The organism is Streptomyces sp. NPDC051315 (genome assembly GCF_044455165.1).
Classification (GTDB): domain Bacteria; phylum Actinomycetota; class Actinomycetes; order Streptomycetales; family Streptomycetaceae; genus Streptomyces.
Genome location: NZ_JBITEN010000009.1, coordinates 1 through 21,014, shown reverse-complemented (window position 1 = coordinate 21,014; position 21,014 = coordinate 1). Strand labels below are relative to the sequence as shown.

The following is a 21,014-nucleotide window of genomic DNA, read 5'->3' as shown; positions in this document are numbered from 1 at the left end:
CCGAGCGCGACAGCCGCGGACGCCCAGTCCCAGCAGTGGTACCTGTCGGCGATGAAGGCCGACGAGATGTGGAAGGTGAGCACCGGCAAGGGCGTCAAGGTGGCCGTTGTCGACACGGGGGTCAACCCCAACACCCCCTCGCTGAAGGGGCAGGTGCTCGCTGACGAGGTCCCGGAGTCTGTCGGCTACAAAGCGACCGAGGACTGGGAGGGCCACGGGACGAGTATGGCGGAACTGATCGCCGGTACCGGCGCCGGTGGCGGTCTGAAGGGCCTAGCTCCTGGTGCCAAGATCGTGCCTTATCGGATCGCCATGAAGGACATGGCGAGTGAGGGCGACAAGGACAAGGCCCCCGAGCTCCCCGACGTTATCAGGGCGATTGCTGACAGCGACGTCAAAATCATCAGCATGTCCTTCACCGAGGACATCGAAAGGCCGGGCGTCCCCGAGGCGATCAAATATGCCCGGTCCAAGGGTAAGTTGATGATCGCCGGCACGGGTAACGACGCTCAGACCAAGAACTTCATCGGATATCCAGCCGCCTACCCTTACGTCGTCGGTATTGCCGCAGCGGACAAGTCCGGAAGCGTCGGGAAGTTCTCGGAGCACGGCAACTACGTTGACCTGGCTTCCCCTGGGTTGGACGTACCCAGGTGGTGCGACAACACCTTCCGCTCCTACTGCACCGGCCAGGGCACCAGTCAAGCCACCGCCATAGCCTCCGCCTCCGCCGCCCTGATCTGGTCCGCCCACCCCGACTGGACGGCCAACCAGGTGCTCGCCAGTCTGATCGACACCGCCGGACGCGACTGGGCGAAGGACGACCCGAGCACGTACCTGGGCTACGGTCTGATCCGTCCCCGCAAGGTGCTGGAGAACACGGACTTCAACCCGGGCTCGGCCGGCACCGACCCGCTCGCCAAGGAGAACGCGGCGGGCGTCACGGGCGACACGTCGCCCTCCGCTTCCGCATCAACCTCGTCACAGCCCTCGGAATCCACTTCAGACGGCCAGGCCTCGGCGGCAGGATCGGATTCCGACTCCTCCGACAACACCACGATGTGGGTGGCCCTGGGGGCCGCGGCAGGCGTGCTGCTGCTCGGGGGCGGTGCCTTCGCGGTGATCCGCTCACGGCGAAGCGCGTGACGGCTCGCCCCGACGACTGGTGACACACCACCGTTCTGCCGCGGTGACGCGTGCAGAAACGAACCACAGCTCTCACGAAAGGGAGTGCCCAAATGGTCGACCGCAAGCTCAATGACAGCGACGTAAAGCAGCTCCAGACCGAGGTCATCGACCGGTACGACAACATCCGTGCGTCGCTGGCGAAGCTCCAGGGCACGATCGACATGATCGAGAAGGCCTGGACGGGTCAGGGCGCCAACGCGTTCAACACGAAGCAGACCGAGATCAACGGCCACATGGTCGCGATCGGCAAGATGCTCGACGACTTCCTCGAGGGCATCAACATGACCGCGACCGACAAGCGCAACCTCGAAGACCAGATCGAGGCCGACCTCAAGGCGATCTCGGTGGAGGACCTCGGCGGTAAGACCTCGGCGCTCAACAGCTACTGACGAGCCATCGGTGGCGCTGAGCCACACCGTTGTCCGGGCTGTGCGGTCCGGTTGAAATCTTCAAGGAAACGAGGGAAACATGTCCGGAGTCCACTACGAGGAGCTTGCCGTCACGTACGGCACCATGGACGCGCTCGCCACCGAGCTGGGCGACCAGGCCAAGAAGCTCGAGGAAGACCTGGAGGCCCTGAAGGCGGCCGTGCTGAAGGTCTCCTCGGGCTGGGGTGGCGAGGCGTACGAGGCGTTCCAGAAGAAGTCCGGGGAGTGGGACCGGCACGCCCGCGGCATCCACACGGCGCTGGTCCAGATCTCGCAGAAGGTCAGCACCGCCGGCGGTGACTACCGCGGCGGCGACCTGAAGGGCGCCAGCTACTTCATGTGACGCGCAGCGGCACAGTTCGACGGGGTGGGCACGCACGGGAGGTGCCCACCCTTTGTCGTACCGACGGTTCGAGCGCGAGCCGTACACGCCACGGCGGGCCCGGAAAGACATCCGGGCCCGCCGTCGTATTCACCCCCACGCGTCCACTCCGCTGCTGCCGGCCACCGGGACACCGCGAGAAGGGGCCCCGGGGCAAGCCCCAGGGCCCCCACCCCACCTCAGGACAACGTGTCCTCCACCAGCCCCACCTGCACCAACGGCTTCCCCCGCCGCCGCGAGACGAAGACTCCCCGCCCCGCGGGCATCGGGCGGGGCCGCACCCCGCCGAGGAGGTCTCCCTCTCCGGGGTCGCCGGCCAGCACCACACCCTGCGCGCCGAGCTCCTTGATCCGCTGCATGAACGCCTCGTACCCGGCCCGGCCCGCGCCGGCCGTGGAGCGCGCGATGATGAAGCGCACGCCGACGTCCCGGGCGAAGGGCAGCATTTCCGTGAGTCCGGACAGCGGGTTGCCGCTCGACGTCGACACGAGGTCGTAGTCGTCGATGACGACGAACACCGTCGGCCCCTGCCACCAACTGCGGTCCCGCAGCTGCTGTGCCGTCACGTCCGCGGTGGGCGTGCGGCGCTGCATCAGGTTGGCGAGGGCGGACATGTGGTGGTCCATGGCGTTGGACATCGGGATGTACTCGGCCAGGTGGGAGGACGGGGTGACGCCCAGCAGGGAGCGCCGGTTGTCCACCACGAACAGCTTGCACTCGTCGCCCGAGTAGCGCTCCGTCAGCTGCTTGATCAGCAGGCGCAGCAGGTTCGACTTGCCCGACTCGCTCTCACCGAAGACGAGGAAGAACGGGTCCTGCTCGAAGTCGACGAAGACCGGCTCGAGGGCGTTCTCGTCGAGGGCGAAGGCGACGCCCTGGCGCGGGAAACGGTTGCCCGGCGGCAGTTCCGTCGCCGGGAACTCCCGCGGCAGCAGGCGTACTTCGGGAGCCGGCGGCGCCTGCCAGTGCCGGGAGACCTCCGCCGCCAGCGCCTGGGTGGCGTCGGAGAGGTCCGTGTCCGAAGCGAGGCCGTCGATCCGCGGCACCGCCGCCATGAAGTGCAGCTTCTGCGGCGACTGGCCCCGGCCGGGGACACCCTGGGGGACGTTCGCGGCGACCTTGCGGTCGATCTCGGAGTCCATCGTGTCGCCGAGCCGCAGCTCCAGGCGGTTCATCAGGTGGTCCTTGAGGGCGGCCCTGACCTCCATCGAGCGCGAGGCCGTCAGGACCAGGTGGATGCCGTAGCCGAGACCGCGCGCCGCGATCTCGTGGATCACCGGGTCCAGCGCCTCGTAGTCCGAACGGAAGTTGCCCCACCCGTCGACGACCAGGAAGACGTCGCCCCAGGGCTGGTCCGTGACCGAGATCTCGCCGCGTGCCCGGCGGGCCCGGAAGTCGGCGATCGAGGGGATGCCCGCCGAGCGGAAGTACTCCTCGCGGCGGGTCATCACGCCGTACACCTCGGCCACCGTGCGCCGCACCTTCTCGGGGTCCAGGCGCGAGGCCACCCCGCCGACGTGCGGCAGGCCGGCCACCGCCGCCATGCCGCCACCGCCGAAGTCGAGACCGTAGAACTGGACCTCGTACGGCGTGTGGGTCAGGGCGAAGGAGCAGATCAGCGAGCGCAGCAGGGTCGACTTGCCGGACTGCGGGCCACCGAGGATCTGCATGTGGCCGGCCGCGCCGGAGAAGTCCACCCAGAGCGGGTCACGGCGCTGCTCGTACGGCTTGTCCACCAGACCGACCGGCACCACCAGCCGGCCCGCGCCCTCGTAGCCCGGCTGGGTGAGACCGCGGCCCTGCACCGCGGCGAGCCCCGGCAGGAGCGCGTCGAGCGACGGCGGGCTGTCCAGCGGCGGCAGCCACACCTGGTGCGCCGCCGGGCCCTGCGCCTCCAGCCGGCGCACGATCACGTCGAGCACCGTGTCCGCGAGGGCCTCGTCGACCTCCGGTTCGTCGCCGGCGCTCCGCTGCTGGGGCACCTGCGCGTACCGCACCGGCACCTCGGCCGCCGTGAACAGCACCGGCCGCCGGTCCACCGGCAGCGGGCCGTCGCCCAGCGCTGCCCGCTGCGCGCCCGAACGGTAGACGCCGGAGACGTACGCCGCCTTGAACCGCACCATCTCGTCCGTGCCGAACTTCAGGAAGCCGGAACCCGGCACGTTCGGCAGCTCGTAGGCGTCCGGTACGCCCAGCGCGGCGCGCGACTCCGCCGCCGAGAAGGTCCGCAGACCGATCCGGTACGACAGGTACGTCTCCAGACCGCGCAGCCGGCCCTCCTCCAGGCGCTGCGAGGCCAGCAGCAGGTGCACACCGAGCGAACGGCCGATGCGGCCGATCTGCACGAACATCTCGATGAAGTCCGGCTTCGCCGTCAGCAGTTCGCTGAACTCGTCGATCACCAGGACCAGGGAGGGGATGGGCTGCAACGGCGCGCCCGCCGCCCGCGCCTTCTCGTAGTCGTGGATGTTGGCGTAGTTGCCCGCGTCGCGCAGCATCTCCTGACGGCGGTTGAGCTCACCGCGGATGGAGTCGCCCATGCGGTCGACCAGGGTCAGGTCGTCCGCCAAGTTGGTGATCACGGCCGCGACGTGCGGCATCTGCGCCATGCCGGCGAAGGTCGCGCCGCCCTTGAAGTCGGCGAGGACGAAGTTCAGGGTCTCCGAGGAGTGGGTGACCGCCAGGCCCAGTACCAGGGTGCGCAGCAGCTCGGACTTGCCGGATCCGGTCGCGCCCACGCACAGGCCGTGCGGGCCCATGCCCTCCTGCGCCGCCTCCTTGAGGTCCAGCATGACGGGCCGGCCGTCCTCGCCGACACCGATCGGCACGCGCAGCCGCTCGGCCAGCGAACGGGGCCGCCAGGTGCGCCGGGGGTCGACGGACGCCGCGTCACCCAGGCTCAGCAGGTCGGTGAACTCCAGGTTGGCCAGCAGCGGTTCGTCGTCGTCCCCGCCGGACGCCATGCGCAGCGGCGCCAGTTGACGGGCGAGCACCTCCGCGGACTCGTAGGAGAGGACGTCGGGCGTCCCCTCGTAGACCACGCCGTGCCCCGACTCCAGGTGCAGCACGCCGGGCTGTACGACGATGTTGAGTTCGCCGCCGGCCCGGGTCAGCTCCCCGGGGACGACCTCGAGCACCGTCACGCCCTGGAGACCCTCGGGGTTGGCCAGGAGGGAGTCCGGGGGGAGCGAGAGGCCGTCGAGGAGGAGGACGATGTGCGGCTCGTCGGGCAGCGGGGCGGCGTTGGGGTGGAACCGGGGACGGCCGGTGAGCCGGGACGTCAGCAGGTTCTCCAGCTCGCGCGCGTCACTGCTGATCAGCCGGCGGCTGCCCGCGCCGTCCACGGCGTCCGGCGCCTGCACGTGCGGCAGCCACTTCACCCACTCCCAGTGCGTCAGCTCCTCCCGGCCCGCCGCGACGACGAGGACCAGGTCCTCGGGGGAGTGCAGCGCGGCCAGCGAACCGGCCAGGGCGCGGGCGGACGACCGTACCGACTGCGGCTCGCCGCTGATCGTCACGTGGTAGAAGGCACGCAGGGAGACGGCCATCGGCAGGTCGTCCAGGGTGCTGTGGACGGCCAGGAAGCGCTGCAGGGCACCCGCCGTCAGCGGCTCCAGCTGCTGGACGGGGCCGGTCTCGGGCGAGACGAGCGGGGTGGCGAGCGGCTGGGCGCCGAGGCCGACGCGCACCTGGGCGAAGTCCTCGTCGCCCGGCCGCCGTTCCCACACCCGGCTGCCCTCGGCGACCAGCGCCCACAACTGCTCGGGGGAGGGGTGGAGGTAGTACTGCGCGTCCCGCTGCGCCTTCGCGGTCTTCAGCGTGGTGTGCCGGGTCTGCGCGAGGTAGCCGAGGTAGTCACGGCGCAGGTCCGCCAACTGCCCCTGCGAGCCGCGGCGGAAGCGGACCACCATCGCGATGGACATGGCCACCGTCGAGGCGATCATCACCATGCCCATGATCCTCATGAACGGCTGCCCGCTCGTGAAGAAGAAGACCACCGAGCCACCCATGCCGAGGGTCGGCAGGAGTTGCATCAGCACGCTCTCCTGATGCCCCCGCGGTAGCTCGGGGGGAGGCTGGACGGCGATCTCGCCGGTGGGCACTTCGGACGGCAACGAACGAGGCGGCCGCTTCACGACGATGTGGCTCACTGCTCACCAATTCCCTCAGCGGCCCCGGGAGTCCGGATCGATACCGTCCGCCACCCCGTGTCAGGCGGACGCAGGCCGCCGCGTGATCCTACTGACTTCTTGTGCGACGAGGGGGCGGTAGGGTGCCGGATGTTCGCGTGAGCACATGCGACGTGGGTCCAAGAGGCCGGGACATTCCGAGCTATTCGGAACGGTTCGGCGCTCTGCGCCCGCCCGACGGCGTTCGTTTCGCCGTCCGACCGGGCCCACGGTCCCGGCCGGGCGCGAACCGACGCAGGACTTTCACACCGCCGACGCGGAACCATCACTGAGGGGGAGCAGCAGGTGAGCATCACGGCCTCCGCGGCAGCCACCGGAGGAGGGCACGGAACGGGAGCCGCCTCCGGGACGGGCCTCGGCTTCTGCCGGGTCACGATCGTCGCGCCCGACAGCAGGATCGACGTGGCCCTGCCCGACGACGTCCCCGTCGTCGACATCTATCCGGAGATCCTCAGGCTCTCCCGGCAGAGCCCCGCCGAGGGCGCCCCGGTCGGCTACCACCTGGTGCGCCGGGACGGCAGGGTCCTCGACGGCTCGCGCTCGTTCGCCGCCCAGCACATCCTCGACGGCGAACTCCTCACGCTGCGCCCCTTCTCCGAGTCGCTGCCCCCCGCCGTGTACGACGACGTCTCCGAGGCGGTCGCCTCGGCCGTGACGCGCGAACACACCCTGTGGAGCGGCGACCTGACCCGTGCCGCGGGCCTCGTCGGCGGAGGCGTCCTGCCGGCCCTGCTCGCCTTCGTCGCCTGGATGGGCGACCCGCGCCACGACATGCACTCGCTGCCCGGCGTCCTCGCCGCGGTCACCGGTGTTCTCCTGGTCGCCCTCGCCTGCGTACGGGCCCGCGTCTACGACGACCGGCCCTCGGCCATCGCGCTGGGGCTCGGCGCGCTGCCCAACGTGGGCGTGGCGGGCTCCGGACTTTTCCCGCTCGCCGACGGCCAGGGCATCGGCAAGCTCCAGTTCCTTTTGGCCTGCGCGGCGGTGCTGCTCGCCGCCGTGCTCCTCACCCTGGTCTCACCGGGCGGCGACGGGCCCTTCGTCGCCTGCGTCGTCGCCTCCGGCGTCGGCCTGGCGGCCGTGTTCGCGGCGATCCTCGCGCACTGGGCGCCGGCCGAGATCGCCGCCCTGTGCGCCCCCGTCGCGGTGGGCGCCCTGGCCTTCCTGCCCGGCATGTCCATGCGCTTCGCCCGCCTGCCCATCGGGTTCGACGCCCCGGACACCGCCCCCCGCAGCGGCTCCTACGGCGCCGATCCGGCCCCGCAGGAGCCGGTCGACGTCGAGCGGATCACCGCTCAGGCCCGCCGCGGCCACGAACTCCTCGTCGGCCTGGTCGGCGGCTGCGCGGTGACCGCGGTCGGCGCCTGCGCGGTCCTCGGCTTCTCCGACGACGTCTGGGCCCAACTCCTCGCGCTGGCCGTGGGCATCGCCCTGCTGATGCGCGCCGGCCTCTTCCGGTACACCGCCCAGGTCGCGCCCGTCCTGGCCGCGGGCCTCGGCTCCCTGGTGCTGCTCGGCCTCGGCCTGGCGCTCAACCCGCCCCTCTCCGCCGTCCGCGACGCGCTGACGGGCGACCGCGCCGATCTCGACCTGCGCACGATCTGGCTCATCGCGGCCATCGCGGCGGCGTCCGCGATCGTCACCGCCATCGGCCTGATCGCCTCCCGGGGCGGCCTCACCCCGTTCTGGGGACGCTTCCTGGAGATCGCCGAGGGCTTCGTCCTGCTGACCCTGGTGCCGCTGGCGCTGGCCGTGTTCGACGTGTACGCGGCCGTCCGGGCGATGACGAGTTGACCGCGGTGCCGGGAGTCGGCGACGGACTGAACGCGGTACGGACCACCGCGGCCGCGCCGAGCGCAGCGCGAGAAGGGAACGTCGAGTGAGCTTCGGCCCACCCCCGTCCGTGTACACCCAGTCGGCCGTGGCCGAGCAGGCCGCCCGCACCAGACGCCGCCGGCGGATGCTGGTGTGGCCGCCGGCGGTCCTGCTCGTCGCGGCCCTCGGCGTCGGCGGCCTGCTGCTGTGGGGCGGTGGTTCCGGCTCGAGGACCACGTCGGAAGCCACCGCAGCCCAAGGCCGCCTCGACGTCCGGGAGTCGGTCGAGGAGCCGCCCGCCGGCACCGTCGGCAGGATGGCCTTCCGCTTCTCCGTCGACGACATGCGCCCCGGCGATCACTACGAGATGCCGGGCATGTGGGCCACGGACGAAATACTCGCCAAGGGCATCAACAAGACCGTCGTCGGCCTGACCATCGGCACCGACGCCGCACCCGGCGACGAGAGGTGGAAGCTCCCCCTCGACGGCCCGATCTGCGGCTACACCCGCCATGTGACCGGCGAGAACCGGACCGCCGTCCTCTACCGCGCGAACGCCGGCGAGGACGCCCACTGCAACCACGTCGCCTTCTTCGACCTCGACGACGGCCGCCAGGTCTGGGAGAGCGACTTCCCCAACTCCGCCTACGGCGACGCGCCGGGCCTCCCCGAGAGCGGTGACACCCCGGACACCCCGAGCGTCACCCTCACCCACGGCACGGTCGTCGTGACCTGGGGCGGCGGCACCGACGCGTACTCCATGGACACCGGCAAGCGACTGTGGCGCACGACGTCGGCCGGCGCCTGCCAGGACATGGGCGCCGCCGGCGGAGGCGCGCTCATCGTCCGCCAGAAGTGCTGGAACGACGACGAGAGCCTTCCCGCCGACTCCCTGGAGCGCGTCGCCTACAAGGCCCGCAAGGTGGACCCGGCCACGGGCAGGGTGCTGTGGACCTACTCCGCCGCGAAGGGCATCCGGAACCTGAACATCCCGTCCGCCGACCCGGCCGTCCTCGCGGTCGAGGCCGGCGAGATCGGTATCTCCGAGCTGCTCTCCCTCGACGACAAGGGCGAGAACCGAGCCACGATCCGCCTGCGGAACGGCACCTACGAGGGCGAGTGCTCGTACGACGACTACCTCGTCGTCGACGACTGCCCGACCATCGCCGTCGGCGCCGACCAGGTCTTCCTGCGCAGCAAGGAGACGGGCGAGCAGGCCAACGCCAACTGGATCATCGGCTTCGACCTGGCGACCGGGAACACCACGAAGAAGTTCGACTCCGGCCCCGGCTCGCTGCTGTACCCGGTGCGCATGAGCGGCGACCGGCTCCTGGCCCTGCGCGTGACCGACGACCACATCTCGCCCAACGCGCTGGTCGCCCTGGATCCGAAGACCGGCGAGGAGACGCCGTACTTCTACTTCGAGCTGCCGGCCGAGGCCGCGCTGCTCACCATGACGGACCACAACGACGTCGTCGTCCAGGACGGGCGCCTCTTCTTCGGCGTCAGGAACGCCGACGGCCCCGCCTCCGGGAAGGCGTGGACGTACCTGGTCCTCGGTATCGAGGGCGGCGCGGCGCCTGCCTCGTGACCCGTCGGGTGCGGCACCCGCCCCGTGACCCGTCGGGTGCGGCGGCCGACGCGAACCGGCCGCCGCGCCGGTTACTGCGCCGCCAGCCCGCCGTTGTGCGGCGCCGGCTCCAGGTCGAACTCCCCGTCCCGCGCGCCCAGGACGAACGCCCGCCACTCCGCCTCCGTGTACCGCAGCACGGTGTCCGGGTCGAGCGACGAGCGCATCGCCACGGCCCCGCCGGGGAGGTGCGCGATCTCGACGCGCTCCTCGTGCTCCTCCGTACCCGGCGCGCACTGCCACTCGACCCCGGAGATGTCGAGCGCGTACAGCTCGTCCCGCTCCCGTTCCTTGCGGGCCCTGACGTCCTCGTTCGCTTCCTCCGCCATGGCGCGGCGACCCCTTCCCGACGCACGGATGATCCAGCCGTTCACCCTAGTGGCAGCGCCCGTGCCACCCGCCCGATTCGGCGACCGGTGCCAGGGCGCCCCCGGCCTGCTGGTACTCTGGCTGACGGCCGTTTGTGTACGCACCCCCGGAGCGCCGCTCTGGTGGCCGCGCCCAGCGGATCCCCGCCTCCCGAGTAACGGAAGCTCTCCCGAGAAGCAGACCGGGGGCACTCGGTGGCCATCCACAGATTTCTGAGGAGTACGCGTGTCGCTCGACGCCGCAGTGAAGAAGCAGATCATCTCCGAGTTCGGTACCAAGGAGGGTGACACCGGCTCCCCCGAGGTCCAGGTCGCTCTGCTGTCCCGTCGGATCTCCGACCTGACCGAGCACCTCAAGACCCACAAGCACGACCACCACTCCCGCCGTGGCCTGCTGATCCTCGTCGGTCAGCGCCGCCGGCTGCTGCAGTACCTGGCGAAGAAGGACATCCAGCGCTTCCGTGCGCTGGTCGACCGCCTCGGCATCCGCCGCGGTGCGGCGGGCGCCAAGTAAGACGCCGTGAAGGGAGCGGTTCCCGTGACCATCGGGACCGCTCCCTTTGCTGTACACACCGGTCGTACGGCCCGCCCCATGGCCTGCCGTACGTACGGAAACGTGCGGAGTGTCACTGACGCTTTGTACTGTGGTAGCACAACGCAATACGTACGACTGAGTGTGATGACACGTCCTCATCGCGGGTAGTGCGTCATTACACGACGAACGAGGAGAAGCGCACCTAGCCGCCGCCGGTCCTCGGTAGTGGCCCCCGGGGGAAGAGATCCCCGGGTGCTTCGATCGAAGACCGGCCCGCACCGCACGGAGCGCTTCTCCGCCACCGTCCCCCTGCCACACGGGCAGCCCGCGGGACGAAAGACGACAAGTAACGGAGAAAACGCTAGTGGAGAACGAGACCCACTACGCCGAGGCCGTCATCGACAACGGCTCCTTCGGCACCCGCACCATCCGCTTCGAGACGGGCCGCCTGGCCAAGCAGGCCGCCGGCTCCGCCGTGGCGTACCTGGACGACGACACCATGGTGCTGTCGGCCACCACCGCCTCCAAGAACCCCAAGGACCAGCTCGACTTCTTCCCCCTCACGGTGGACGTCGAGGAGCGGATGTACGCCGCCGGCAAGATCCCCGGCAGCTTCTTCCGTCGTGAGGGCCGGCCGAGCGAGGACGCGATCCTCACCTGCCGCCTCATCGACCGCCCGCTGCGCCCGTCCTTCAAGAAGGGCCTGCGCAACGAGATCCAGGTCGTCGCCACGATCATGGCGCTCAACCCCGACCACCTGTACGACGTGGTCGCGATCAACGCCGCGTCCGCGTCCACGCAGCTGGCCGGTCTGCCCTTCTCCGGCCCGATCGGCGGCGTCCGCGTCGCGCTGATCCGCGGCCAGTGGGTGGCCTTCCCGACGCACACCGAGCTCGAGGACGCCGTCTTCGACATGGTCGTCGCGGGCCGCGTCCTGGAGGACGGCGACGTCGCGATCATGATGGTCGAGGCCGAGGCCACCGAGAAGACGATCCAGCTGGTCAAGGGCGGTGCCGAGGCGCCGACCGAGGAGGTCGTCGCCGCCGGTCTGGACGCCGCGAAGCCCTTCATCAAGGTGCTCTGCAAGGCCCAGGCCGACCTCGCCGCGAAGGCCGCCAAGCCGACCGCCGAGTTCCCGATCTTCCTCGACTACCAGGACGACGTCCTGGAGGCGCTGACCGCCGCGGTCAAGCCCGAGCTCGCCCAGGCGCTCACCATCGCCGGCAAGCAGGAGCGCGAGGCCGAGCTGGACCGCGTGAAGTCCCTCGCCGCCGAGAAGCTCCTGCCGGAGTTCGAGGGCCGCGAGAAGGAGATCTCCGCCGCGTACCGCTCGCTCACCAAGCAGCTGGTCCGTGAGCGCGTCATCAAGGAGAAGAAGCGCATCGACGGCCGCGGTGTCACCGACATCCGCACCCTGGCCGCCGAGGTCGAGGCCATCCCGCGCGTGCACGGCTCCGCCGTGTTCGAGCGTGGCGAGACCCAGATCCTGGGCGTCACCACCCTCAACATGCTCCGCATGGAGCAGCAGCTGGACACCCTCTCGCCGGTGACCCGCAAGCGCTACATGCACAACTACAACTTCCCGCCGTACTCCACCGGCGAGACCGGCCGCGTCGGCTCCCCGAAGCGCCGCGAGATCGGCCACGGCGCCCTCGCCGAGCGCGCCCTGGTGCCGGTCCTGCCGACCCGCGAGGAGTTCCCCTACGCGATCCGCCAGGTGTCCGAGGCGCTCAGCTCGAACGGCTCGACCTCCATGGGCTCGGTCTGCGCCTCCACCATGTCGCTGCTGAACGCCGGTGTGCCGCTGAAGGCCCCGGTCGCCGGTATCGCCATGGGCCTGATCTCCCAGGAGATCGACGGCGAGACGCACTACGTCACCCTCACCGACATCCTCGGTGCGGAGGACGCCTTCGGCGACATGGACTTCAAGGTCGCCGGCACCAAGGAGTTCGTGACCGCCCTCCAGCTCGACACCAAGCTGGACGGCATCCCGGCCTCCGTCCTGGCCGCCGCCCTGAAGCAGGCCCGTGACGCCCGCCTCCACATCCTCGACGTGATGATGGAAGCGATCGACACGCCGGACGAGATGTCCCCCAACGCGCCGCGGATCATCACCGTGAAGATCCCGGTCGACAAGATCGGTGAGGTCATCGGCCCCAAGGGCAAGATGATCAACCAGATCCAGGAGGACACCGGCGCCGAGATCACCATCGAGGACGACGGCACCATCTACATCGGTGCCGCCGACGGTCCCTCCGCCGAGGCCGCCCGCACCACGATCAACGGCATCGCCAACCCGACGATGCCCGAGGTCGGCGAGCGCTACCTGGGCACGGTCGTCAAGACCACGACCTTCGGTGCGTTCGTCTCGCTCCTGCCCGGCAAGGACGGCCTGCTGCACATCTCGCAGATCCGCAAGCTGGCCGGCGGCAAGCGCGTGGAGAACGTCGAGGACGTCCTCGGGGTGGGCCAGAAGGTCCAGGTCGAGATCGCCGAGATCGACTCCCGCGGCAAGCTCTCCCTCGTCCCCGTGATCGAGGGCGAAGAAGACGCCGGCGACGACAAGAAGGACGACGCCGAGCAGTGACGTCCCGTAGCTCGAAGGCGACGGCCCGCACCTCCACGGAGGCGCGGGCCGTCGCCCGTACCCAAACCCTGATCAAGGGCGAGAACGGCATCGGCACGGTCCGCAAGACCACCCTCCCGGGCGGCCTGCGCATCGTCACCGAGACCCTGCCCTCGGTCCGCTCCGCGACGTTCGGGATCTGGGCCCACGTCGGCTCCCGCGACGAGACCCCGGCCCTGAACGGCGCCACCCACTACCTGGAGCACCTGCTCTTCAAGGGCACCACCCGCAGGTCCGCCCTGGACATCTCCTCCGCCATCGACGCGGTCGGCGGCGAGATGAACGCGTTCACGGCGAAGGAGTACACGTGCTACTACGCGCGCGTGCTCGACGCCGACCTGCCGCTGGCGATAGACGTCGTCTGCGACATGCTGACGGGCTCCCTCATCCTCGAAGAGGACGTCAACGTCGAGCGGGGCGCCATCCTCGAAGAGATCGCGATGACCGAGGACGACCCGGGCGACTGCGTGCACGACCTGTTCGCGCAGACGATGTTCGGTGACAACGCCCTCGGCCGCCCGGTCCTCGGCACGGTCGACACGGTCAACGCCCTCACCGCCGACCGCATCCGCCGCTTCTACAAGAAGCACTACGACCCCACCCACCTGGTGGTCGCCGCCGCCGGCAACATCGACCACAACAAGGTCGTACGCCAGGTCCGTGCCGCCTTCGAGAAGGCCGGCGCCCTCACCGACCCCGCCGCCACGCCCATCGCGCCGCGCGCCGGCCGGCGCACGATCCGCACCGCGGGCCGCGTCGAGCTGATCGGCCGCAAGACCGAGCAGGCGCACGTCGTCCTCGGCATGCCCGGCCTGTCCCGCACCGACGACCGCCGCTGGGCGCTCGGGGTGCTCAACACGGCCCTCGGCGGTGGCATGTCGTCGCGCCTCTTCCAGGAGGTCCGCGAGAAGCGCGGCCTGGCCTACAGCGTCTACTCGTACACCTCCGGCTTCGCCGACTGCGGCCTGTTCGGCGTCTACGCCGGCTGCCGGCCCAGCCAGGTGCACGACGTGCTGAAGATCTGCCGCGACGAACTCGACCACGTCGCCGAGCACGGCCTGTCCGACGACGAGATCGACCGCGCCATCGGCCAGCTCAAGGGCTCCACCGTCCTCGGCCTGGAGGACACCGGCGCGCTCATGAACCGCATCGGCAAGAGCGAGCTCTGCTGGGGCGAACAGATGTCCGTCGACGACATGCTGACCCGGATAGCGGCCGTCACCCCGGACGAGGTCCGCTCGGTCGCCCGCGACGTCCTGGGACAGCGCCCGTCGCTGTCGGTCATCGGCCCCCTCAAGGACAAGCAGGCGGCCCGTCTGCACGACGCCGTGGCCTGACCCCCGTCCGTCCTCGGAAAGCCCCTGAATGTCCCTTCGGAAAGCACCCCTCGGTTAAGGAAGCAAGAGATGAGCAAGCTGCGCGTGGCGGTCCTCGGGGCCAAGGGCCGCATCGGGTCCGAGGCGGTACGGGCGGTCGAGGCCGCCGAGGACATGGAGCTGGTGGCCGCCCTGAGCCGGGGCGACAAGCTCGAGACGCTGACGGAGACCGGCGCCCAGGTCGTCGTCGAGCTGACCACCCCGGCCTCGGTCATGGACAACCTCGACTTCTGCGTAGGGCACGGCATCCACGCCGTGGTCGGCACCACCGGCTGGACCGACGAGCGCCTCGCGCAGCTGAAGGGCTGGCTCGCCCAGTCCCCGGAGACGGGCGTGCTCATCGCGCCGAACTTCTCCATCGGGGCCGTGCTGACCATGAAGTTCGCGCAGATCGCCGCGCCCTACTTCGAGTCCGTCGAGGTCGTCGAGCTGCACCACCCGAACAAGGTGGACGCCCCCTCCGGCACCGCCACGCGCACCGCCCAGCTCATCGCCGAGGCCCGCCGCCGGGCCGGCACCGCCCCGGCCCCGGACGCCACGGTCACGGCCCTGGACGGGGCCCGCGGCGCGGACGTCGACGGTGTCCCCGTCCACGCCGTGCGCCTGCGCGGCCTGCTGGCCCATCAGGAGGTCCTGCTGGGCGGCGAGGGCGAGACCCTCACCGTCCGGCACGACTCCCTGCACCACAGCAGCTTCATGCCGGGCATCCTGCTGGGCGCCCGCCGCGTGGTCGGCACCCCGGGTCTGACCTTCGGCCTCGAACACTTCCTCGACCTGAACTGAGCCCGACACCCATGCGCGCCAAGCTCTCCTACGCCCTCACGGCCGCCGTCCTGGTCGTCTACTTCGTCCTGGTCGGCAGCCGCGGGGTCATGCTCATCCAGTCCGGCACGCTCCTCACCGTCACCTTCGGCGTGGCGGTACTGATCCTGCCGGTCATCGGCGTCTGGTTCCTGTGGAAGAACACCCAGTTCGTCCGCTGGGCCAACCAGCTCGCCGAAGAACTCGACGCCGAGGGCGGCCTGCCCGTCGACGAGCTGAAGCGCACGGCCAGTGGCCGGATCGACCGGGACTCGGCCGACGAGGTCTTCGCCCGGCGCAAGGCGGAGACGGAAGCCGCCCCCGACGACTGGCGCGCCTGGTTCCGCCTCGCCGTCGCCTACCACGACGCACGGGACACCCCGCGCGCCCGCAAGGCGATGCAGCACGCGATCATCCTGCACCGGACCTCACGGCAGCAGACCTCGCACTGACACCCGGAACGCCAGTGGGCCCGGTCGGCACACGCCGACCGGGCCCACTGGCGTCTGCGCCCCACTCAGTGCGGCCGGTACTCCTCGGCCCACGCCTCCACCGAGTCCGCCGCCCGGTCGAACGCCTCGGCCCGGGAGAGGAAGTCGGCGCCGTGCGTGGTGAGCAACGGCAAGGCGTCCTCCGCGGCGCGGTCCCGCCGTACGAGCGTCAGGGCCTGGCCCTGCACGGTCCGCGGCAGACCCAGCCAGCGCACCGGCTGCTGCACGGTCCGCACCGCCACGACCCGCTCCCAGGGCACCGTGCGCGTACGGAGGAAGCCCACGTGGCGCAGCCCGCGCGCGCTCACCCACACGCCCATCCGCAGCAGGCGCAGCGCACAGGCGATCACCAGCAGGGAGAGGCCGAAGACCACACCGGCCTCCGACACCGAGCCGGTCAGCGCGATCACGACCGCCGCGAACAGCACGTACGAGGCGAGCAGCAGCCACACCGCGGCCACAGCGACACGCCAGGGCCCGGGACGGTAGGGCCGCCGCCAGCGGTCACGGTCGTCGAAGGGCAACGGGACGTCGTCCGCTGCCTCGAATGCGCGGTCGGCCGTCAGGAAGGGCAGGGGCACGGCTGGTCCTCACTCAATCCATGCTGGGGCTGTGCCCGGTGAGGCTATCCGCCTGTGCCTGCCCTCACCACCTTCGGGGCCCGGATGGAGTCAGCGCCCCTGGGACGCCTGCGACTGCTGCGTCTGCGCGGAGTGGTCCAGGGTGAGCGCCGGCATCCCGATGACCAGGGAGCCCACCAGCGCGGCCACGATGGTGAGTCCCAGGAGCCAGCGTCCGGCTATCTGCCCGGCGGACACCCGCTCGGCGGGAGGCGGAGCGACATTGCTGCGGAACCGGTCGGCCTCGGCGAGGAAGGCGAAGGGGACGGGTTCACGCCGACGGAACATGGGCGGTGCATCTCCTCTCGGGGACTCGAATGCATCTCTGTCATCACCACAGACGAACGAGTGCCACGGAAGGTGCCCGTATTCACCCCGATTTCTTAGGAGAAGGGATCTGGAGGAGGTGGGAGGTGAAGACCCCGTTCGGCGGGCCGTAGAGTGGCGTGGCCGGCAGACGAGATGGGAAGGACCCTCCGCATCGTGACCCCCACCCCCGACGACGAGTTCAAGATCGATCTCCGCAGCGACGTCACCGTCGAGCTGGTCAAGCACAGCGCGGCGGACTCCGACGTGCTGTTCGCGGCCCGTGTGTCGACCGTCGGGGAGCAGTCCCTGGACGAGCTGAACAAGGACCCGGAGCGCTCCAAGGGCCTGATCAACTACCTGATGCGGGACCGCCACGGAAGCCCCTTCGAGCACAACTCGATGACCTTCTTCATCAGCGCCCCGATCTTCGTCTTCCGCGAGTTCATGCGCCACCGTGTGGGCTGGTCGTACAACGAGGAGTCCGGGCGCTACCGCGAGCTGCAGCCGGTCTTCTACGTCCCGGACGCCTCGCGCAAGCTCGTCCAGCAGGGCCGTCCCGGCAAGTACGTCTTCGTCGAGGGCACTGCCGAGCAGCACCAGCTCGTCGGCCGGGCCATGGAGGACTCCTACCGCCAGGCGTACCGCACCTACCAGGAGATGCTCGCGCAGGGCGTAGCCCGCGAGGTCGCCCGCTCGGTCCTCCCCGTCGGCCTGTTCTCCTCGATGTACGCCACCTGCAACGCCCGCTCCCTGATGCACTTCCTCGGCCTGCGCACCCAGCACGAGCTGGCCAAGGTCCCGTCCTTCCCGCAGCGGGAGATCGAGATGGTCGGCGAGAGGATGGAGGCCGAGTGGGCCAAGCTCATGCCCCTCACCTACGCGGCCTTCAACGCCAACGGCCGTGTCGCCCCATAGCGGAAGACGTATGTGCGGATCAGCCTCGCGAAGTGTCCGTATTGCGGCATTTAGAGAAGTTCATCTAGCCTGATCAAACGGACCCGGCACTGCTTGAACCCCCGAGCAGGCAGTGCCGGGCTCCGCATTTGTCACGACTTGTCGCCTGCCCTGAGGGCAGACCCCGCCCTGAGCAACGAGTAGCGTGTTACCCATGGCTCCGACCTCCACTCCGCAGACCCCCTTCGGGCGGGTCCTCACCGCCATGGTCACGCCCTTCACGGCGGACGGCGCACTCGACCTCGACGGCGCACAGCGGCTCGCCACCCACCTGGTGGACGCAGGCAACGACGGCCTGATCATCAACGGCACCACCGGCGAGTCCCCGACCACCAGCGACGCGGAGAAATCGGACCTCGTACGAGCCGTCCTGGAGGCCGTCGGCGACCGGGCGCACATCGTGGCCGGCGTCGGCACCAACGACACCCACCACAGCATCGAGCTGGCGCGCGCGGCGCAGAAGACGGGCGCACACGGCCTCCTGGTCGTCACCCCGTACTACAACAAGCCCCCGCAGGAGGGCCTCTACCGGCACTTCACGGCCGTCGCCGACGCCACCGAGCTGCCGGTCATGCTCTACGACATCCCAGGCCGCAGCGGCGTCCCGATCAACACCGAGACGCTCGTCCGCCTCGCCGCGCACCCCCGGATCGTCGCCAACAAGGACGCCAAGGGCGACCTCGGCCGCGCCAGCTGGGCCATCGCCCAGTCCGGCCTGGCCTGGTACTCCGGCGACGACATGCTCAACCTGCCGCTGCTCTCCGTGGGCGCGGTCGGCTTCGTCTCGGTCGTCGGCCACCTCGTCACCCCCGACCTGCGCGCCCTCGTGGACGCGTTCGTCGCCGGCGACGTCCAGAAGGCCACGGAGATCCACCAGAAGCTGCTCCCGGTCTACACCGGCATGTTCCGCACCCAGGGAGTCATGACCACCAAGGCCGCACTCACCCTCCAGGGCCTGCCCGCGGGACCGCTGCGCGCCCCGATGGTCGAGTGCTCCCCCGAAGAGATCGAGCAGCTCAAGATCGATCTTGCGGCGGGCGGGGTACAGCTCTAGCACCAGACTTCATAACTGAACACGGACAACTGAATACGGCAGGCCACCGGTGCCTGCGCCTTCCATCACAAACAACTGCTTCTGCACGAACGTCACGCGCGCCACGTGCCCGACCGGTACGTGGCGCGCGTGGTTGAGGAGAGTCTTTTGAGTCATCCGCATCCCGAACTGGGCCCGCCCCCGCCGCTCCCCGAAGGCGGCCTGCGGGTCACCCCACTCGGTGGCCTCGGCGAGATCGGCCGCAACATGACGGTCTTCGAGTACGGCGGCCGCCTGCTGATCGTCGACTGCGGAGTGCTCTTCCCCGAGGAGGAGCAGCCCGGAATCGACCTGATCCTGCCGGACTTCTCGTCCATCCGGGACCGCCTCGACGACATCGAGGGCATCGTCCTCACCCATGGCCACGAGGACCACATCGGCGGCGTCCCCTACCTCCTGCGCGAGAAGCCGGACATCCCGCTGATCGGCTCCAAGCTGACCCTCGCCCTCATCGAGGCCAAGCTCCAGGAGCACCGCATCCGCCCGTACACCCTGGAAGTGGCGGAGGGGAACCGCGAGCGCATCGGCCCCTTCGACTGCGAGTTCGTCGCGGTGAACCACTCCATCCCGGACGCCCTGGCGGTCGCCATCCGCACGCCGGCCGGCATGGTGGTGCACACCGGCGACTTCAAGATGGACCAGCTTCCGCTGGACAACCGTCTGACGGATCTCCACGCTTTCGCACGTCTGAGCGAGGAGGGCATCGACCTTCTCCTCTCCGACTCCACGAACGCGGAGGTCCCGGGCTTCGTCCCGCCCGAGCGGGACATCTCCAACGTGCTGCGCACGGTCTTCGCCAACGCCCGCAAGCGGATCATCGTGGCGAGCTTCGCCAGCCACGTCCACCGCATCCAGCAGATCCTGGACGCGGCACACGAATACGGCCGCCGGGTCGCCTTCGTCGGCCGTTCGATGGTCCGCAACATGGGCATCGCCCGTGACCTGGGTTACCTCAAGGTCCCGCCGGGCCTGGTCGTGGACGTCAGGAGCCTCGACGACCTTCCCGACCACGAGGTGGTCCTGGTCTGCACGGGTTCCCAGGGCGAACCGATGGCCGCGCTGTCCCGCATGGCCAACCGCGACCACCAGATCCGCATCGTCGACGGCGACACGGTGATCCTGGCGTCCTCGCTCATCCCCGGCAACGAGAACGCGGTCTACCGCGTGATCAACGGCCTCACCCGCTGGGGCGCCCACGTCGTCCACAAGGGCAACGCCAAGGTGCACGTCTCGGGTCACGCCTCCGCGGGCGAGCTGCTGTACTTCTACAACATCTGCCGCCCGAAGAACCTGATGCCGGTCCACGGCGAATGGCGCCACCTGCGCGCCAACGCCGAGCTGGGCGCCCTGACCGGCGTCCCGCACGACCGCATCGTCATCGCCGAGGACGGCGTCGTCGTCGACATGGTCGAGGGCAAGGCCAAGATCTCCGGCAAGGTCCAGGCCGGTTACGTGTACGTCGACGGCCTCTCGGTCGGGGACGTGGGCGAGCCGGCGCTGAAGGACCGGAAGATCCTGGGCGACGAGGGCATCATCTCGGTCTTCGTCGTCCTGGACGCCTCCACCGGCAAGATCACCGGCGGCCCGCACGTCCAGGCCCGCGGCTCGGGCATCGAGGACTCGGCCTTCGCGGACGTCCTTCCGAAGATCACCGAGGTTCTCGAGCGGTCGGCCCAGGACGGCGTGGTCGAACCGCACCAGCTGCAGCAACTGATCCGCCGCACGCTGGGCAAGTGGGTCTCCGACACCTATCGCCGCAGGCCGATGATCCTGCCGGTCGTCGTGGAGGTCTGACCCGCCGAACAGCCCCTCGCACGCGCGAAGTTGGAGCGGGGCCCCTCGATTTGCATCGAGGGGCCCCGCTCCAGTACGTTTACGGCTCCGCCCGAGGGGGAACCCGGTTGCTTCGTGCACCGGGGACCAACGTCCCGGGGGCGGGAAGACCGACTCAGAACTTCTGATAAAGTCGGAACCGCCGGAAAGGAAACCGCGAAAGAAAAGCGGGAACCTGGAAAGCGCCGAGGAAATCGGATCGAGAAAAGATCTGATAGAGTCGGAAACGCAAGATCGAAGGGAAGCGCCCGGAGGAAAGCCGCGAGAGAGTCTCTCGGGTGAGTACAAAGGAAGCGTCCGTTCCTTGAGAACTCAACAGCGTGCCAAAAGTCAACGCCAGATATGTTGATACCCCGTCCACGGCAGTGATAGCCG

Annotated in this window: 18 protein-coding genes; 13 read left to right on the top strand and 5 right to left on the bottom strand. The window is 69.8% G+C overall.

The genetic code is table 11. From position 1 onward, the window contains the following. Window positions 1–51: 51 nt before the first annotated feature. The 3 genes from ACIBBD_RS18495 to ACIBBD_RS18485 all read left to right on the top strand — a co-directional run bounded on the left by ACIBBD_RS18495 (window position 52) and on the right by ACIBBD_RS18485 (window position 1,959). On the top strand, window positions 52–1,146 hold the full coding sequence (locus tag ACIBBD_RS18495; RefSeq protein ID WP_399420489.1) for a S8 family serine peptidase: 1,095 nt from the start codon (window positions 52–54) through the stop codon (window positions 1,144–1,146). 92 nt (window positions 1,147–1,238) lie between these two features. Continuing rightward, on the top strand, window positions 1,239–1,577 hold the full coding sequence (locus ACIBBD_RS18490) for a WXG100 family type VII secretion target (protein ID WP_399420488.1): 339 nt from the start codon (window positions 1,239–1,241) through the stop codon (window positions 1,575–1,577). Window positions 1,578–1,656: 79 nt separating this feature from the next. Beyond that, complete coding sequence (locus ACIBBD_RS18485) at window positions 1,657–1,959, top strand: WXG100 family type VII secretion target (protein ID WP_399420487.1); 303 nt, start codon at window positions 1,657–1,659, stop codon at window positions 1,957–1,959. Between the two features lie 218 nt (window positions 1,960–2,177). Here the strand turns inward: ACIBBD_RS18485 and eccCa are convergent, their stop codons facing one another. Beyond that, a complete protein-coding gene (gene eccCa / locus ACIBBD_RS18480; RefSeq protein ID WP_399420485.1) occupies window positions 2,178–6,149 on the bottom strand; it encodes a type VII secretion protein EccCa in 3,972 nt (1,323 codons plus the stop codon). A gap of 324 nt (window positions 6,150–6,473) precedes the next feature. Between eccCa and eccD the strand changes: the two genes are divergently transcribed. Both eccD and ACIBBD_RS18470 read left to right on the top strand, forming a co-directional pair. After that, window positions 6,474–7,982 (top strand): type VII secretion integral membrane protein EccD, encoded by a 1,509-nt coding sequence (gene eccD / locus ACIBBD_RS18475; RefSeq protein WP_399420484.1) that lies wholly within the window; start codon window positions 6,474–6,476, stop codon window positions 7,980–7,982. A gap of 85 nt (window positions 7,983–8,067) precedes the next feature. Continuing rightward, window positions 8,068–9,594 carry a PQQ-binding-like beta-propeller repeat protein gene (locus ACIBBD_RS18470; protein WP_399420483.1) on the top strand — a complete coding sequence of 509 codons (1,527 nt, stop codon included), beginning with the start codon at window positions 8,068–8,070 and terminating at the stop codon, window positions 9,592–9,594. Between the two features lie 71 nt (window positions 9,595–9,665). Here ACIBBD_RS18470 and ACIBBD_RS18465 read toward each other — a convergent pair whose 3' ends face one another. Beyond that, on the bottom strand, window positions 9,666–9,962 hold the full coding sequence (locus ACIBBD_RS18465) for a DUF397 domain-containing protein (RefSeq protein WP_399420482.1): 297 nt from the start codon (window positions 9,960–9,962) through the stop codon (window positions 9,666–9,668). A gap of 265 nt (window positions 9,963–10,227) precedes the next feature. Here ACIBBD_RS18465 and rpsO point away from each other — a divergent pair, with 265 nt between their 5' ends. From rpsO to ACIBBD_RS18440, 5 genes are all read left to right on the top strand, one after another. Continuing rightward, window positions 10,228–10,515 carry a 30S ribosomal protein S15 gene (gene rpsO, locus ACIBBD_RS18460; RefSeq protein ID WP_004924725.1) on the top strand — a complete coding sequence of 96 codons (288 nt, stop codon included), beginning with the start codon at window positions 10,228–10,230 and terminating at the stop codon, window positions 10,513–10,515. 385 nt (window positions 10,516–10,900) lie between these two features. Next, a complete protein-coding gene (locus tag ACIBBD_RS18455; protein ID WP_399420481.1) occupies window positions 10,901–13,123 on the top strand; it encodes a polyribonucleotide nucleotidyltransferase in 2,223 nt (740 codons plus the stop codon). Then, window positions 13,120–14,499 carry a M16 family metallopeptidase gene (locus ACIBBD_RS18450; RefSeq protein ID WP_399420480.1) on the top strand — a complete coding sequence of 460 codons (1,380 nt, stop codon included), beginning with the start codon at window positions 13,120–13,122 and terminating at the stop codon, window positions 14,497–14,499. The genes ACIBBD_RS18455 and ACIBBD_RS18450 overlap by 4 nt, the downstream gene beginning before the upstream one ends. A 69-nt stretch (window positions 14,500–14,568) precedes the next feature. Beyond that, complete coding sequence (gene dapB, locus ACIBBD_RS18445; RefSeq protein WP_399420479.1) at window positions 14,569–15,321, top strand: 4-hydroxy-tetrahydrodipicolinate reductase; 753 nt, start codon at window positions 14,569–14,571, stop codon at window positions 15,319–15,321. Window positions 15,322–15,332: 11 nt separating this feature from the next. Next, on the top strand, window positions 15,333–15,791 hold the full coding sequence (locus tag ACIBBD_RS18440) for a hypothetical protein (RefSeq protein WP_399420478.1): 459 nt from the start codon (window positions 15,333–15,335) through the stop codon (window positions 15,789–15,791). A gap of 65 nt (window positions 15,792–15,856) precedes the next feature. Here ACIBBD_RS18440 and ACIBBD_RS18435 read toward each other — a convergent pair whose 3' ends face one another. Next, the gene (locus tag ACIBBD_RS18435) at window positions 15,857–16,411 is read right to left on the bottom strand and encodes a hypothetical protein (protein WP_399420477.1); all 555 of its coding nucleotides are present in this window, start codon (window positions 16,409–16,411) and stop codon (window positions 15,857–15,859) included. A 90-nt stretch (window positions 16,412–16,501) separates the two neighbouring features. Then, complete coding sequence (locus ACIBBD_RS18430; protein WP_399420476.1) at window positions 16,502–16,738, bottom strand: hypothetical protein; 237 nt, start codon at window positions 16,736–16,738, stop codon at window positions 16,502–16,504. Between the two features lie 195 nt (window positions 16,739–16,933). Between ACIBBD_RS18430 and thyX the strand changes: the two genes are divergently transcribed. The 3 genes from thyX to ACIBBD_RS18415 all read left to right on the top strand — a co-directional run bounded on the left by thyX (window position 16,934) and on the right by ACIBBD_RS18415 (window position 20,600). After that, window positions 16,934–17,674: an FAD-dependent thymidylate synthase gene (thyX, locus tag ACIBBD_RS18425; protein ID WP_399420475.1), complete on the top strand. Its 741-nt coding sequence runs from the start codon at window positions 16,934–16,936 to the stop codon at window positions 17,672–17,674. A gap of 193 nt (window positions 17,675–17,867) precedes the next feature. Further along, a complete protein-coding gene (gene dapA, locus ACIBBD_RS18420) occupies window positions 17,868–18,767 on the top strand; it encodes a 4-hydroxy-tetrahydrodipicolinate synthase (protein ID WP_399420474.1) in 900 nt (299 codons plus the stop codon). A gap of 147 nt (window positions 18,768–18,914) precedes the next feature. Further along, a complete protein-coding gene (locus ACIBBD_RS18415) occupies window positions 18,915–20,600 on the top strand; it encodes a ribonuclease J (protein ID WP_399420473.1) in 1,686 nt (561 codons plus the stop codon). 154 nt (window positions 20,601–20,754) lie between these two features. Here the strand turns inward: ACIBBD_RS18415 and ACIBBD_RS18410 are convergent. Continuing rightward, a partial coding sequence (locus tag ACIBBD_RS18410) for a hypothetical protein (protein ID WP_399420472.1) occupies window positions 20,755–21,014 on the bottom strand: 260 nt, incomplete at its 5' end.